We start from the raw sequence: 15,135 nt of genomic DNA on the forward strand, positions 1-15,135 counted from the left end.
TTTTAGTGGTCTTTTTTCTTCTCTAAAAACTATTTTTTCTCCAATGGATAAAAAGTGGATAAAAAGTTGTTTTATTCATTTGACTCTTCTTCCACCTCGTCAGTAGATCGTTTTTTCCAAAAGAAGATGCCGCCAACCAATGTCAGTAATATGGTACCCAATACAGAGAGAAGCGTGTTTCTAGTGGCATTTGTTTGTGGTAAGTTGCCTGTTGCTTCTTGATCACTTCCGTCATTAGGTCCACTTTCTCCGTTCTCGCCGGTATCACTTCCAGTCCCCTCTTCACCAGCAGCACCTGGAGTATCTTCTGCACCTTGTTCAACCACTGAGTATCTTCCTTCAGCACTTGTTGTAAAACCACCATGTGCTTCATTGACTTGGATGTCTAAACCAACGACATTGTTACTTCCAAGTGCAGATGTATCGATTTGTGAATCTTCTTGTAACTGAACCGTATAAGAATTGGCTGGAATTTCGCGACCATTTACTCTTACTGTTTCAACCATAGATTTCGGATCGACTCTTTCTGTGCCAATCGCAATAGAAGCTACTCGTGTTCGAACATCTAACTCCCCTGTTGGCTCAAAGCCATATTCTGTCACATTATAAACAGCAAACTGTCCTCCATAAGTGAAGTTTCTTTCTTGTTCTTCATGCATCAAGATATTGTTGTTCGCATCTTGGTGGAAGACCTTGACAACATCTCCTTCAACTACTGGAAAGGCACTTCCACTATTGAACCGTGAAATAGCTTGTTGGATCGTTTGTGTTCCACGAACTTCATATTGATATTTCGACCGTCCATCTTGGCCGATGATTTCGATTCCATAATACACATTATTGTCGTCCACTTGCGTTACTCGATTATTTAAAATCGTACGATCCGAACCTTGAATGGATTGAATCTCGATTTGGCGACCACTTTTCACTAAACCAAATGAACCTACTGTCTCATTTTGACGATTCTTTAAATGGATCGTGCTACCCCATTTGACTTCATAAGGCACTTCAATATCTGTTGCGGTTACACCATCTGCTGTGGATACACGAACGGTCACTGATTTTTGACCAGCTGTTTGTGTATCGAACGCATCAATTTGTTCCACATTATATAACGAACTAGATAATTGGTGTCCGTTAAAGCGGACTTCATTGATCAGCTTTGTTGCATCCAATTCACTTGCATCTTCACCTAAAACCAAGCTTTGATTTTGTTTTTCTGCATGGATCATAGTGATTGGTTCAAACTCACCGTTTTGGATTCGGTAATGGGCATAATTAGATCCCGCCGTAAAGTTTCTGACCAAGTTATCACGCATCAACAAGTTACGATTTTCTGTTTCCGCATGATAAACTTTGAAAATATCCCCTTCATTTACTTCTAACGGTTGCCCATTATTAAAGCCTTGGATTGCTTGTCTGATCGTCATATGTCCTGTCACTTCATAGCTGTATTTGATATTATCAGGAAACAGGCGACTTTCTGGCTGCTCTGGATCAGCTAAAATTTCGATTCGATAATACGTATCACGACCAAAAACATTATTCACCGCATTGTTTAAAATCGTTCCTTCCTCGCCTTGAGTGGCGTGGATTTTTGATAGCCCATCTTGCTCGACGATACTGAATGCCCCAACTGTTGCATTTTCTAAGCCCTTCAATAAGAACGTACTACCCCACTTCACTTCATAAGGAATCTCCAGCTCCACGGAGGCTAGACCGTCCTTCATAGCCATTCTCAAACGAACTTCTCGTTTACCAATGGTTGAAGTATCGAAATCAGATAAGCGCTCGATCGTATAGGTATCTTCTGCCACAGGTTCTCCATTGATCGTCACGCTATCTAATAATTCTTCCAATTCAAAGTTGGTTGTATCTTGCGCTAAAACAAGTTCCTTATTTGCTGTATGAGCATCCATTACTGCCATTGGTTCAAATCCGTATGCGGTTACCTCATAGTAGGCATAAGAAGAATTGTGAGTAAAGTCTTTTTCTTCCTCATTAACGAATAACACTGAACTTCCTTCTGAACGTTGCGGATGATAAATTTTGATGATATCTCCAAATTGAACGGTTACCGCGCGATTGGTTCCAAAATTATCCATCACTTGTTGTAGCGTTGCTCGTCCTGGCATATCTTGAGAATAAATTGTACGATCGCCACGAATGATCTCCATTGAGTAATACAAGGAAGAGTTTGGACTCAACTGCTCATTTAACGGTGAATCAATCCCCGGGAACATCGTTAACTGACGCACCGAATTATTACTTCCTGGTCTTAAAGAGAAAGCTCCTGCCGCACCGCCATTGGCTGAACGCATCACAATCGTATTCCCCCACTTGACTTCATAAGGGACAGTGATTTCTTTTGAAACTAATCCATCTCTTGTTTCAAATTGGATGCGTAAATCTTTCTTACCAGCAGTGGATGTATCAAATTCTTCTAATTGAGTCACTGTATATAGACTCGGTGCTAATTCGACCCCATTGACTGTGATATGATCGATCAGATTTGCTCCATTGATGCCTGCTGTACTATCGCCTAAAGTAAATTCTTGTGGTGAAGATTCTGCAGCCACGGTAATAATTGGTTCTAACCCATTATCTGTCACTTCGTAATAAGCATAATTTGAACCAATCGTGTAATCACGAACTAATTCGTCTTGCATGAGCAAGTTTCGCCCTTGCGAAGCACCTTGAGGATCTGCATGGTAAACTTTGATCACATTGCCTTTTTCCACTGATAAAGGCTGTCCATTATTGAAGCCATTGATCGCATCTCGGATCGAGGAGTTACCTGCTACTTCATATGTAAAATTCGAGCTAGTTCCTCCCATGATCTCGATCGAATAATACGTATCGCGACCAAAGTGATTGTTGACTGGATTGGCAAGGTTCGTACCACTTACGCCTTGAGATGCATGGAGTGCCAATTGTCCGTCTTCTTTAAGCAAACTAAACGCACCAACCGTTGCTTCATTCAATCCTCTTAACACAAAAGTATGGCCCCAATTCACACCGTATTCTACTTCCATTTCATTCGAGGCAAGACCATCATTCATATTTAGTCTTAGACGCATATTACGTGTGCCGATCGTACTCGTGTCAAAATCAATCAGTGATTCTACTGTATATTGGCTATTATCAATTCTTCGACCATTGATCGTCACATTATCGATCAATGAGCTAGGATCAATGTTGGAGGTGTTTTCACCTAAAGCAAAGTTTTTTTGTGAAGCTTGCGCTTCCATGACCGGAGCAGGTCTAAAACCAGAAGAGGTGACTTCGTAGTATGCATATTCTGTGTCATAGGTAAAATCATGCTCTTCTTCATTCATCATCAAAACTGAGCTGTTGGCTGTTCGTTCCGGATGATGGATACGAATTACATCGCCCAATTGGACATTGAAAATATTGTCTGTGTTACCAAATTGATCCATGATTTGTTGTAGAGTCGTACGATTCGACATCTCTTGATTGTAGATTACATTGTTATTACGCATAATTTGGATCGAATAGTATGTAGAAAAAGGAGAAGTTAATCGTCCTACAGAAGCGTCCATGTCTGTTGCTAAGCCATTAGTAATTCTTAGGGGAATATTATTAGAATCTGAATTACTTAATAATAATGAAAATGCCCCAGCTGATTGACCGTTGATCGATCTCATCAAAATTGTGTTATCCCAACGCACGTTAACAGTAGTTTCAATTGTTCCTGTGGTTCTCACGTTTACGTCTGGTCGTTGTCCTTCAACAGTTAATCTTAATTGATGTTCACCAACTGTTTGATAATCTGGCTCAAATGATTCTGAAGCAACCAATCTAAGAGAATCGATATCTAGTGGTGTTCCTCTAAAAGATGCAGATTTGATTAAATCTCTGAATGCATTACTATTCAATAAAGATCTTGTATTACCTAGCTGTTGAGCTCTGATTGGATGTAACTCAATCATTATTCCTTGGTCTGGTATTACTTCAGCATTCACAGAAGCGGTTGCTTCTCTGCCATCTTGTGTACGAACTCGCGCTTGCCATACGAAGGAACCTGGGGTCGCTGTACTCGTCGGAGTAATCCATGACAATTGATAGGAACCTTGATAATTGACGTCAAAAAGTTCATCCAAAGCTGGTACTGGATCATTTTGATAAACTTGTATTTGATCTTCTTTTGTAGTAATCAATGGTAGGACTTCCATATCAAAAGTCACGATTACTGGAGGTCTGCCAGTTTGATCCCTGACTTCTATGCGTACTTGTTGCTTACCTATTCTGTTCGTATCTGGTTCCGTTAACCATCGGTAACTGACATCTCCACGAGAATTCACTACGTTTACATAGCTTTCAGGATCGGGAACTGTCTCCCCATGGCTAAGTGTATGTGTACCTGGCTTGACATTCGCACGTAGATCACCAATATTCGTAGTTGAAAAATCAAATTTAAACTCCGTCGCAATTCTTACCGTACTCCAAGCTTCATTCCAGGGTTCAATATACCAATAATAAGAATACGGAAATCTCTCTACATCAAATATTTCTTCTTGAGGTGGAGCTACTCTTAGACGAGTGAATACAACATTTATTTCTCCAATATTCAAATTTTGAGCTGTAGAACTTTCTGTAGGGGTGATTTCCATTCGCCAATTTCCACTACGTGAAATGGCGTTGATCCTGAAAACTCTTCTTGGTGCAGAATCCCCATTCGCCCTTAATGGGCTCAGATTATTGATTGTTACTCCTGGTGTACTCACACTAGAGGAATAATAAAAAATAGGTGTCACGTTTCTAAATATCATTGTGTCATTAACACTTAAATTATCATTGTCTGTATTGAATTGTTCATTGATCCCTTTTTGCATCTCATTAACTAAAAACTCACCTAAACGAATTGAATTGGTACTAGGAGCAACTAGGATACTATCTGGAACGTCTATCGCATATCTAGGATTTAATAATCGTTCCAAAATTCGTTCTTGTTCTTCTTTTGATTCTTTCTCTGATACCGTGCGAGAATTTGTTTCTTCTTTATTTGATGTACTATCTGTTGTTCTACTGGCGTTTTTATTTACCTTTTTATTATCTTCAGTGTTTTCTATCGCCTTGTCAGAGTCATCATTTTTTTGCCTATTACTAACTTGTCTATTTTGACTCATTCCTAAATTATTGAATGCAGTCACTGCCTGAACAACTGTGCCATTAAGATTACCTAAAGTCAATCCTAGGATCAAAGCACTGTTCAACAGTTTTTTTCTTGTTCTCAAATCATTACCTCCCTATTCTCAAACAACAAGAGAAAAAACATTTCGTCTGTTTCATTCTCTGTTGGTAGTCATTTATTTTACCTTCAAAGGATGTTCGTAGTATCTCAAATGACTCTTTTATTAAAAACGTTATGTATTTTCCGTTTCTTAATCGTCTTTTTACTATTCACTCCTTTTTCAAATCATTTAGAAAAGCATCGAAAAGCTTTACTTATTCAAGCTTATCGGTCATCCTCATCTTGTGTAACGCCATTTTTTCCCTTTCGATTGGGAGTAATTGAAAGGAGGTTTTTTGTGAGAAAATAATCTTTTGCTTATCTACTTGCTAAAACGCCGAAATGACAACAAAAAAGAAGGATCTTTACTTCGTTGAACAAGTCAACTTGTAAAGATCCTTCAATCAAATAACTGTTAATTGAATGTTACCGATTATTTCAAAGTAGAAGAATTTTTGCATTCATCGCAAATTTCTTCTTTATTCTTATAATTTACGTGCAAAGAATGACACGATCAATACTAAGACGATCGCACCGATCAATGAAGGAACGATTGCCATACCACCAATTACTGGTCCCCATGATCCTAGCACTGCTTGCCCGATTGCTGAACCAACAAGTCCTGCAATGACGTTTGCAATGATCCCCATTGAAGAACCCTTATTTGTGATTGCTCCTGCAATTGCTCCGATAACTCCACCTACGATTAATGACCAAATAAAACCCATCTGTATTTCCTCCTATAGTGTCTAGCCGATTTTTTCAATGCGACATCTTATTTATTTTAATTAAAAGTTTTTTTGACTCACCAAGATACTTTATTGTACTCTTGGTTCGTTATTTTCTTTTACTTTTTCCGTTCCTTTGTTTGCTGCATGTTTTGCTTTGTCTGTTTGTTCTGACGCAAATTCTCCAGTTGCTTTTGCAGCATCTGTCACTTTATCTTGAACAGTGACTTGGTCTTGTTCAAATTCTTCTTTTGATTTGATATCTGTGACATTGACATTCACTTCGATGACATCTAAATGTGTCATATTCGCTACTTCTTCACTGATGATCTCTTTCATTTGTTTAAAGATATCTTCAATGTCCTTGCCATATTCAACGACAATCGACATATCAACAGCCACTTGTTTTTTTCCAACTTCTGTTTCGATTCCTGCTGTTTCATTGTCCGTATTGACTAATTTACCAGCAACATTTGAGAAAAAGCCTCCATCTACTGTTAATAGTCCGTCGATACGTTCTAATGCGATCGCAATAATTTTTTGAATGACTTTGTCATCATAAGTTACTTCACCATTCATTGATTCTTCACTGCCCTTCACTTCGTTTGTCTGTTTACTTGCCTCATGAGTTGGAGTATGCACACCTGGATTTTTTGCTTCATGATGTGGATGATCATGGTGTTCTTTTTGATCATGCGCTACTTTTTCTTCTACATGTGGCACCACTGGATCTGGATGTGCAGATACCGGTGCTGTTTTATTTTTTTCATCCTTGATCCCTTGCGCTTGATTTGGCGTTGTTGGATCTGGATGTGCTGATTTCGGTGTATTTCCGTTTGTATTTGTATGATTGTTTTCCATGGTAAAGCCTCCTAAGATTTAAAGTAATGTTCTAAAATTCCGGTTCTTTTTAAATACATGCCGATGGCTACGCCAAGTGCAACCATAATCACGATCAGCAATGTTTTAAAAAATCCGACAGCTACTAGCAAAATAGCTAATATCAATCCAAGCGCGCCACAAATAATTGGGAGCTTGTATGTCGAAAAGATCTCGTTCATTTTCTCTCCCCCTTACTGTACTCGTGAGTGTTCAACTCTTTTTGATTGTGGTGAATCAAAACCGGTATAATTGATCAGGACATTCACTGGTTCATCTGTGCCGATGATTTGTTTTACATCGCGCTCAATGTCTGTCATTAGTGCTCCTGTTTTACCGATTAATGATGACGTACGTTTCAACTCGCCTTTTACTTTTACGTCAATTTTATTTTTTGTTGCTTTGATCGTTACTTTTGGGGAAGAAACAAAGTCTTCTTTCGTCAATCGTGAACGAACCATTCCTTCGATTGCTTTTTTATCTAATGTTAACTCTCCATCACCTTTTTTTAATAAGAATGACCGGTAAGTTTTTGGGTAGAATAATAAGACTAGAATCAATATCAACGTCAACACAGCAAACGCTGCGGTTACCCAAAAGACATATTGTTGTACGTAAAAGTTAGTTAATGATAAAAAGCGAAATTCTTCTAACTTAAACGGCAATGGATACACTGAGCTTAGCAACATTGCAAATATTAAAACAGACAGCAGAAGGATCAGTAAGATCGCTCCTATCGTTTTGGCTCCTTTGTTCATTTTCTCGCCCTCCTAGCTTCTAGTCACTGATTATAGATTGATAGCTTCTCCACCAGTGATACCGTAAATCTGTGCTGTGACATAGCTTGCTTTGTTGGATGCAAGAAAGACATAAACAGGTGCTAACTCAGCTGGTTGACCTGCACGTTCCAACAATGCTTGTTGACCAAACTCAGGTAGATCTTCTTTTGGTTGACCTGCATCTAGTTGTAATGGTGTCCAAATTGGTCCTGGTGCTACGCCGTTGACACGAATTCCTTTTGGCGCTAATTGTTTTGCTAAACCAATGGTGAAGTTTGCAATCGAAGCTTTAGTTGCTGCATAATCTAACAAGTGTTCACTTGGATTGAATGCTTGGACAGAAGTCGTTGTAAGGATTGCTCCTCCTGCTGGAATATGTGGAATTGCTTCTTTCACAAGTGCAAACATTGCGATGATATTTACAGCGAAAGTATCTTTTACTTGTTCTAATGGGATTTCTGCAATTGAAGGAGACGAAATTTGTTGCGCCGCATTCAGAACAAGTGTGTCTAATCCACCAAATGCATCCACTGTTTTTTGGATGATTTCTTTTGGTGCAGCTTCATCTCGCAAATCATAAGGTAATAGTAATGCTTTACGTCCAGCTTCCTCGATATAATGGGCTACTTGTTGCGCGTCTTCTTCCTCACCTGGGAAAAATTGAATGGCTACATCTGCGCCTTCTCGTGCAAAGGCAATGGCAGCGGCACGTCCAATACCAGAGTCTGCACCTGTGATCAAGACACGTCGATTTGCTAATTGCTCCGTACCTTTATAACTTTCTTCACCGCAATCAGGCACTGGTTTCATATCCTTTTGCAAAGCCGGAGTTTCTTGATCCTGTTTTGGAAATTCTTCTGTGTGGTATAGTTTTCTTGGGTCGATTAAATTTGGTTCTGTCATGTTGATCCTCCTAATTTTTAGTCATAACTGACGTTATAAATTTGGGCATAAAAGCCCATATTAATTATTTTGTGTAATCTTTTCTAAATAAATGATACCCTAGCGCAGCCGCCGCAAGGATTGATCCTCCTAATACTAAGAGAAAACCAGTTGCTGAATCTTCTCCTGGTAATCCACCGGTATTCATTCCCCAAATACCAGCGATCATCGCAGGTACAGAGATGATCAATGCGGTAGAATCCAGATATTTCATCAGATGATTCAAATTGTTGTCCATCATTCCATTGAACAGATCGCCGATACTTTCTAACAGATCGCGATAAATCAGAATCATCTTCTCTGTTTGGCGTTGCCTTAAACGAACGTCATAAAGAAGCTGTTCGTCATTGACACGTTCTTTGAATTCAGGTGTTTCCCACAATAGTTCCATTGTCTCTTTTTGATCCCGCAACGTATGATCGATGTAAACAATGTCTCTTTCTAAATCAGCTTGCTTGTACAGCTCTTCATTTTCTGTCGTTTTTCGAGCTTCTTGATCTAACGCATCAATACGCGTTTTCATTTCACGAAGTTCTTTGACAAAATGGGTATAGATATCTAATGCCGCATAAACAATCACTTTTTCGAAAGAATCGATTTTATTACCATGATGTTCAATCAGCCGATCGATAAAATTGGTTTTTTCGTCCCGACAAGTAATCAATAAGTCATTTGATATGACGAACGACAATGGCGTCAGGCGACGTTCGATTTTTTCTTTTTCACTTGAAAGGTTGAGCAGTACTAAGGAAATCGGGTTGTTCAAACTTGTTCCTGATAGATGTTCAAGCCGTGAGACCTCTTCTGGATAAGTCATACCGACAAAAATATCTTCAGGAAGCTGGTAGGTTCGAGTAACCTGTTCGATTTCCTCAGTATCGCTCGTATCAATAACAAGCCAATTAAAATGTTCTTCATCTGCGGCTATTACTTTCTTGTTTTCATCAATCAAGTAATATTCCAGCATGGTGAATCGTCCTTTCCAGTATGCACTCAACTAAAGAAACAATTAGTTAGTTTGATATTATGATCTAGTACAGCAATCTCATTTTCTAATGAGAAACTGTTCAATACATGATCATAATCCATCGTCAAATATTTGCCTAAATAGCATTGTTCACTCTGTGATGTATAGATTTCTAGCGAAGGATGATTGATTTTTGTGACATATAGTCCAAATTCAGTAACAAAAGGGATAATTTGGAAAAAGCTACCTTTCGCACAAGCTCCTTTGTCTCTAAGAAAAGGATCTTTACTATTGATCAATGCAAGTGCTAATTTTGATTGTTCGCCTGCTTTTTCCTTCAAGATGTCCATCGCATTTCTTGTCAGCGTGATTTCCATATCGATCATCTCCTCTATATAATAGTAAGTTTTTCTATTATCGATCAATGACTCAATTCTGTATTTCGTTTAACACGAGCGTACATTGGATATTTAGGGAATGATTTAACACAACGAAAAGCGGTCATATTTGCATACTTTTCATAGTATTTTTTACTAGCACCTTTAAAATCTTCACTCCATGGTTTGATGTGTCCAGAGTAATGGATGATATAAGGCTTACGACGTGCTTCTTCGTACTCTTTTTCTCCTTCAGCTGTTGGATGTTGTTTTGCTTTCGCCATGATGTAACCTTGTGCATTCCATTTTGGATGCAAAGCAATCCAACGATCGTGTAAGATAGCATTCAATGCATCTTGGTCATGGAATCGAAGTTTTTCTGGATTTTCTTCAATGAAGTTAAGAACTTTTTTCGTGATATTTTGTTCTAACCATTTTTCAACATTGATCAGCATCAAGCCTGAGTTAAAGTAACGCATTGAGTCTGCTTCGATCTCCATTTTTTCAAGACGTTGGTGGAAACCAGCATCTTCAACTGCTGCCATGACTGCGCCGTTAAACTCTAAATCCCATAGTTTGCTGACATCGTTCAACGCGATCATGTCACAATCCATATAAAGGACACGTTCCACATTTTTCCCTCTAAACAACTCAGGGATTGCAATACGATAGTATGCTGTTTCAGGAATACGATCACTTGTTACTAAGTTTTTGAAGAATTTTTTATTGATTTTCAAAAATTCTACATCTGTATTCATTCGTGAATTCTTCACTGAATAACGTAAAAGATTTTTACTTTCTAATTCAATATCATCATCAACCACATAGAATCGTACAAACACTTTTGGGTCACTATTTTCTAAAATCGACACGAACAGTGCTGCTAGATGAGGCACAAATTTTGTATTACAACTAGAGACAACTGCTACTTCTTTTCTTCTATTCATTTACCTCGCCTACTTTCATTAATACGCTATGCGCTAGATTTTTTAGATAGATTTGTGTATAAGGATGATCCTCCAATGTATTCCAAGGTTTATCATGCCCTGTGAAATGAACGATTGAAGGAGCTTCATTCCCACTCTTATATAACTCTTCATATTTTTTATCTGGAGCTGGGTGGCGTTCAAAAATCAACGAACATTGCATGTTCCATTTTGGATGAAGTTGTTCCCAATCTCCATATAAGACACCATTCAATGCGTCTTGGTCATGATAGATAATCTGATCACCATTTTCTTTTAGGAATTGGATCGTTTTATCTGTAATGTCTTTTTCAATCCATTGATCAATATCGATCACCATAACACCTGAGTTAAAATAATATTCTTCTGAATCGATCCCTAGGCGCTTCAACGCTTTCGTTTGTCCTGGATCAATTACTGCCCCAATTGTTTTACCGTTCAATGATTCATCATATAATGCAACGATATCATCTAATACTAAAACATCTGCATCTAGATACAACACTTTTTTATAATTGTATTTTGCTAAGATCTTAGGTAGAGAAATTCGTAAATACGCAGTTGTTGTAATGTGGTCACTGACTAAGAAATCTTCATATACATCTTTCTCCACTGTCAAGAATTGGATGCTTGCATGTTCTGAGTGTTGTGCAACTGTCTGACGCAATCCTTCTTTACTATATTCTGATAGGCCATCATCAATCACATAAAAATATATATGTCTCATCTTATTCGCATTTTCCAGTGCCGTTGCAATCATTACGCTTAGATAAGGAGCATAATTTTCATCTGAAGCAGTCACAACCGGTACAGTCCCATACTTAATCTCCATCAAAATCACTCCTTTTTTTAATCTTTTTCTAACCTGTTCTACATCTACAATATGCCTACTTTTTCCTGAAAGCAAAAGATATGCTTTGTTTTTTATGAATATTACCCTAAATTTGACCTTTTTTATGAAAATGAAAACGAAAACATTAAGATTGTTATGCTTTTTTATACAGCGGTCTTAACCATTTACTTACTAATATTCTTTTCATCCTTTATGAAAAATCTTTTTTGAAAAAATTCAAAGAGTTAAAGCATTTTATTTTTATTTTAGAAGTTTCTCATTTAAGCTATTGGTGAAAGAAAAAAGACTAAGGGAGCGTAAAAAGATGAAATTAGCAGCAATCGATCTAGACGGGACCTTGCTTGATTCCCAAGGAGTTGTCCCACAAGAAAATATTCGAGCATTAAAAGCATTCTCCTCTAATGGAGGAATCGTAACGATCGCTACAGGAAGAAATAGTATATCTGCAAAGGATGTCTTTGCACAATTAGGAGTTAGTGGCTATTTGATTTCTTCTAACGGTGCATTAATTTCGGAAATGAAAGACGGCAAGATCGATCATGTATTAAGACGCTCAAAAATTGAAGTACCTATACTAAAAAAGGCCTTTTATTTAGCAAAAGAAGCAAAAATATCGATCATCGCAAGCCGAGAAACACAAGATGACCAAATCACTTTTAACGAAAATGCCTTAGTAAAAGACGACCCTTATTATCAACACTTTAACTTGCAAAATCATTCTTTCGATGAGATCACAGCACAGTTGGACGATCCTTCATTGAGCTATTTGAAACTGGCACTGACGGATAAAAATGAGGAAAAACTAAAAAAAATCCAAGTAGAGTTGGAGAAAGAAGGAATTGATTCTGTCTTTTCAGACCCACATTTCCTGGAAATCACTCCTAGAAATATTACAAAGGCACACTCTCTCTTATTCCTAACTGAGTACTTAGGTTTATCTTCAGAAGACGTCATGGCGTTTGGTGATCAAGAAAATGATTTGGCAATGCTTGAGTTCAGTGGATTAAGCGTGGCTATGGGCAATGCGCAAGAACATGTGAAGGATTTAGCAGATGAAGTGACAGAAACTAATGACGAAGCCGGTGTCGCAAACTTTTTGAATGATCACTTTTTATAAGGAGAGATGATAGATGTTAGTGGTTATCGATATGCAAAATCATATTTTAGATCCAACTAGTGAATTTTATTTAGAAGATGGTGAAGCATTAGTTGAACGTGTAAACACACGCTTAAACCAAGCACGTGCAGCGAATGAATACGTACTATTCACTCGAGATATCCCTATCGAACGGAAAGATGAGGCAGAGAGTGAAGATCTTAAAATCATTCCCGCTCTCTCCCCTCTATCAGATGAGCGTGAAATCAAAAAATACTACTTCACTCTGCCTCCAGAAATATTAACAGAGATCAAACATTCACTTTTTGAACGTAAAGAAGAACAAAAAACAATTGAAGTAGTTGGGATCGAAACTAATTTGTGTGTCTTATCCAACACGATTGCTTTACAAAGCGCCTTTCCAGAAGCTGACTTTATCATTGATTCGTCACTAGTCAGCAGTCGTAATCATGAGCCACAAGCACTTAAACTTCTAAAAGACTTTAATGTTTATGTTAAAGAGTAAATGGTCGAAACCAATCGAAAAGCATAAAAAAGGTGGAATGAAGGTTCCACCTTTCAGATTGTAGACAAAGTACTTATTTATAGTGCTTTGTCTTTTTTTATACGTTAAAATAAAACTATGAATTGGAGGTGTAACCCGATGCTCTCAAAACAAGATATGAGTAAGCGTGCACAGATGGGCTTTTTTGCTCTTGAAGACTTAGTTCCCCAAGACCATTTATTACGACAAATGGATCAGTTTATTGATTTTTCTTTTATTTACGATTTGGTAAAAGATAAATATGATGAAACCCAAGGACGGCCAAGCTTAGATCCCGTTCTTCTAATTAAATTACCGATGATTCAATATTTTTTTGGTATTAAAAGCATGAGACAAACCATCAAAGAAATTGAAGTGAACAACGCTTATCGATGGTTTTTGGGGTTAGGTTTAGAAGATGCAGTTCCTCATTTTTCTACATTTGGTAAAAACTATACGAGACGGTTCAAAGGAACCACTACATTTGAACAAATCTTTTATGAGATTTTAGCACAATGTATGATGGAAGGAATCGTTGATACCTCTGAAGTTTTTATTGATGGGACGCATATTAAAGCACATGCGAATCGAAACAAGAAAGAATCCGTCGAAGTGATGGATCAAGCCTTCTTTTATACGGAAAAATTGACAAAAGAAATTGAAAAAGATCGAGAAAAACGCCTAAAAAAGCCCTTAAAAGAAACAAACGCAGAAACTAAAATAGCTATGAAAAAAACAAGTACGACTGATCCCGAAAGTGGTTGGTTTCATAAAGGTGAGCATAAAGAAGTTTTTGCTTATAGCGCACAAGTAGCATGTGATAAAAACGGCTGGATACTAGGCTATACGACCCACCCAGGAAACTTACATGATAGTCGTACGTTTATTACTTTATTTAGAAAGCTCAAAGGAGCTTTTACTCTAGATAAATTGATTATGGATGCTGGGTATAAAACGCCAGCAATCGCTCAATTACTTCTCGAAGAGAAGCTGACGCCTGTTTTCCCTTATAAGCGACCCATGACGAAAGCGGGTTATTTCAAGAAGAACGACTATGCCTACGATGAATATTATGATTGTTATATCTGTCCTAATGATAAGATCCTCACTTATTCGACAACGAATCGAAAAGGATATTTAGAATACAAAAGTAATCCAGAAGAATGTAAAAATTGTCCTGTTCTATCTACTTGTACAAATTCAAAAAATCATACAAAAGTAATCACCAGACATATTTGGGCGAAAGCAATCGAACGATGTGAGGAAATACGTCACCAAAGAAATTTTAAAGACCTATACAGAAAAAGAAAAGAAACAATTGAACGAATTTTTGGTACAGCAAAAGAATTTCACGGATTACGTTATACGAATCAAATAGGAATTGAAAAAATGCACATGAAAATTGGGCTTACTTTTGCCTGCCTAAATATGAAAAAATTAGTAAAAATCAAAAAGGGCAGAGCAAGAAAGGAGTGTTTTTCTTTAGAAAAACAAAGCTATTTCTCTTTAATTATTGAAAACATACATATAAAAAAGACAAACCTCATTTTTACATAAGGTTTGTCTACAATCTGAAAGGTGGAATGAAGGTTCCACCTTTTTTTATTTTTTTCAAATGATACGTCTACAGAAAAATCATGTTTTTTATCGAAATATTTGTTCAGAATCGTATAACATGCTATCTTTTATTTAGTGAATATAAATCTAGTATATTCTCAAATAGAATAACTCAAAACACAATTTATGCACGA

Annotated in this window: 12 protein-coding genes and 1 pseudogene; 3 read left to right on the forward strand and 10 right to left on the reverse strand. The window is 37.4% G+C overall.

The genetic code is table 11. The features are described from left to right. Nucleotides 1-71: 71 nt before the first annotated feature. The 10 genes from IGJ19_RS07315 to IGJ19_RS07360 form a co-directional block, all read right to left on the reverse strand. Nucleotides 72-5,258, reverse strand: a complete 5,187-nt coding sequence (locus IGJ19_RS07315) for a putative mucin/carbohydrate-binding domain-containing protein (protein ID WP_430604553.1) — start codon at nt 5,256-5,258, stop codon at nt 72-74. A 481-nt stretch (nt 5,259-5,739) separates the two neighbouring features. After that, a complete protein-coding gene (locus IGJ19_RS07320) occupies nt 5,740-5,982 on the reverse strand; it encodes a GlsB/YeaQ/YmgE family stress response membrane protein (RefSeq protein ID WP_071867434.1) in 243 nt (80 codons plus the stop codon). A 90-nt stretch (nt 5,983-6,072) separates the two neighbouring features. Further along, entirely contained in the window at nt 6,073-6,843 is a 771-nt protein-coding gene (locus IGJ19_RS07325) for an Asp23/Gls24 family envelope stress response protein (RefSeq protein WP_071867435.1), read from the reverse strand. Nucleotides 6,844-6,854: 11 nt separating this feature from the next. After that, nucleotides 6,855-7,043 carry a DUF2273 domain-containing protein gene (locus IGJ19_RS07330; protein WP_010735369.1) on the reverse strand — a complete coding sequence of 63 codons (189 nt, stop codon included), beginning with the start codon at nt 7,041-7,043 and terminating at the stop codon, nt 6,855-6,857. A 12-nt stretch (nt 7,044-7,055) separates the two neighbouring features. Then, entirely contained in the window at nt 7,056-7,619 is a 564-nt protein-coding gene (gene amaP, locus IGJ19_RS07335; protein ID WP_071867436.1) for an alkaline shock response membrane anchor protein AmaP, read from the reverse strand. A gap of 30 nt (nt 7,620-7,649) precedes the next feature. Beyond that, on the reverse strand, nt 7,650-8,543 hold the full coding sequence (locus IGJ19_RS07340; protein ID WP_023519734.1) for an SDR family oxidoreductase: 894 nt from the start codon (nt 8,541-8,543) through the stop codon (nt 7,650-7,652). Nucleotides 8,544-8,607: 64 nt separating this feature from the next. Continuing rightward, nucleotides 8,608-9,549, reverse strand: coding sequence for a magnesium transporter CorA family protein (locus IGJ19_RS07345; RefSeq protein WP_071867437.1), 942 nt, complete (start codon nt 9,547-9,549; stop codon nt 8,608-8,610). Nucleotides 9,550-9,575: 26 nt separating this feature from the next. Continuing rightward, entirely contained in the window at nt 9,576-9,926 is a 351-nt protein-coding gene (locus IGJ19_RS07350) for an iron-sulfur cluster biosynthesis family protein (protein WP_071867438.1), read from the reverse strand. Nucleotides 9,927-9,970: 44 nt separating this feature from the next. After that, nucleotides 9,971-10,873 (reverse strand): glycosyltransferase family 8 protein, encoded by a 903-nt coding sequence (locus IGJ19_RS07355; protein WP_071867439.1) that lies wholly within the window; start codon nt 10,871-10,873, stop codon nt 9,971-9,973. Continuing rightward, on the reverse strand, nt 10,866-11,723 hold the full coding sequence (locus tag IGJ19_RS07360) for a glycosyltransferase family 8 protein (RefSeq protein ID WP_071867440.1): 858 nt from the start codon (nt 11,721-11,723) through the stop codon (nt 10,866-10,868). The genes IGJ19_RS07355 and IGJ19_RS07360 overlap by 8 nt, the downstream gene beginning before the upstream one ends. Before the next feature lie 325 nt (nt 11,724-12,048). Between IGJ19_RS07360 and IGJ19_RS07365 the strand changes: the two genes are divergently transcribed. From IGJ19_RS07365 to IGJ19_RS07375, 3 genes and pseudogenes are all read left to right on the forward strand, one after another. Beyond that, nucleotides 12,049-12,861: a Cof-type HAD-IIB family hydrolase gene (locus IGJ19_RS07365; protein WP_071867441.1), complete on the forward strand. Its 813-nt coding sequence runs from the start codon at nt 12,049-12,051 to the stop codon at nt 12,859-12,861. Between the two features lie 13 nt (nt 12,862-12,874). Beyond that, complete coding sequence (locus IGJ19_RS07370) at nt 12,875-13,366, forward strand: isochorismatase family cysteine hydrolase (RefSeq protein ID WP_071867442.1); 492 nt, start codon at nt 12,875-12,877, stop codon at nt 13,364-13,366. Between the two features lie 138 nt (nt 13,367-13,504). Beyond that, nucleotides 13,505-15,077: pseudogene (locus tag IGJ19_RS07375) on the forward strand (IS1182 family transposase). The last annotated feature ends 58 nt before the right edge of the window (nt 15,078-15,135 follow it).

Source organism: Enterococcus sp. DIV1368b, from assembly GCF_050529595.1.
Taxonomy (GTDB): domain Bacteria; phylum Bacillota; class Bacilli; order Lactobacillales; family Enterococcaceae; genus Enterococcus_B; species Enterococcus_B mundtii.